This is a genomic window from Brevibacterium sp. Mu109, from assembly GCF_900169375.1.
GTDB lineage: Bacteria > Actinomycetota > Actinomycetes > Actinomycetales > Brevibacteriaceae > Brevibacterium > Brevibacterium yomogidense_A.
In genome coordinates this window covers 1-1,017 of the sequence record NZ_FXZF01000125.1, presented here as the reverse complement: position 1 = coordinate 1,017, position 1,017 = coordinate 1, and the positions used below count along the sequence as shown (strand labels likewise).

Annotated in this window: 1 protein-coding gene and 1 pseudogene; one reads left to right on the top strand and one right to left on the bottom strand. The window is 67.7% G+C overall.

All coding sequences use genetic code 11. The annotated features are described in order from the left end of the window. Nucleotides 1–335, bottom strand: a pseudogene (locus BSP109_RS16850) (pyridoxal 5'-phosphate synthase lyase subunit PdxS); the annotation flags it as partial. Nucleotides 336–522: 187 nt separating this feature from the next. On the opposite strand from BSP109_RS16850, the gene BSP109_RS16845 reads away from it, so the two are divergent. Beyond that, nucleotides 523–921: a GntR family transcriptional regulator gene (locus tag BSP109_RS16845; protein ID WP_257944768.1), complete on the top strand. Its 399-nt coding sequence runs from the start codon at nt 523–525 to the stop codon at nt 919–921. Nucleotides 922–1,017: the final 96 nt, after the last annotated feature.

Genomic DNA, 1,017 nt, shown 5'->3' with positions numbered 1-1,017 from the left:
GATCGTGCGCAGGTGGCGCATCGCCTCGGAGACCTCGCCGGTGACTGCCTCACCCTTCGAGCGGATCATCGATGCGCCCTCCTGGATGCGGCGCAGCGCCTCGCCGAGGTTGGTCGCCCCGCAGCTGAAGGGGACGGTGAAGACGGACTTGTCGATGTGGTTGACGTAGTCGGTGGGGGAGAGGACCTCGGACTCGTCGATGTAGTCGACTCCGAGGCTCTCGAGGATCTGCGCCTCGCCATGCTGGCCTGCTCCTCGTTGACGACGTCCATGATAACGCCGCCCTTGAGCATCTGGGCGAGTCCGGTGTTGAGCAGGGTCTGTGTCTCGGTCATTGCTGTGCCTTCGCTTCGCTTCTGTCGCACGGGTGCCCAGGGGGACGGGCACCGTGGATGGGTGGGACAAGGGTTTGTCTGCACGTCGGCCGCCGACGCGTCCACTCCAGGCTAGAGCTCAATGTGGCCCATACGGAGAGCCAGAATCCATCGAGAAGTTTGGGCCAGTAGTGGGTAGCATGGAGCCATGCCCGCACTTCCGCGCTCGACCCGTGAGTCCCTCGGCATCGCACTCGACCACGACTCGCCGCTGCCCGACCAGATCGTCACCGGGATCCGGGCCCTCGTCGCGCGCGGGGAGCTGCGGCCGGGAGAGCCCGTGCCTGCGAGTCGGAAGCTTGCCGGCCACCTCGGCGTCTCCCGCGGGACGGTCGAGACCGCGTATGCCCAGCTCGCGGTCGAGGGCTACCTCCTCACGCGGGAACGGTCGGCGACGATCGTCGACCCCGACCTCCCGGCGGCGCTGCTGCGGCGGGCGCAGGCCCCCGCACCGCCCACGGTGCCCCGGCGACCGCCTCGGCGGCCCCGACGACGAGCAGCCACCGACGCGGTGATCCGACAAAAACGCGGTCTGCACACCGCGTAACTGTCGGCTCACCGCGTCGAAGCCACCACCGATTCCAATGGAGGAAATCGACATGACTGGCACAACACCCGTCCACAGCTCTGCCCTGACCCAGAA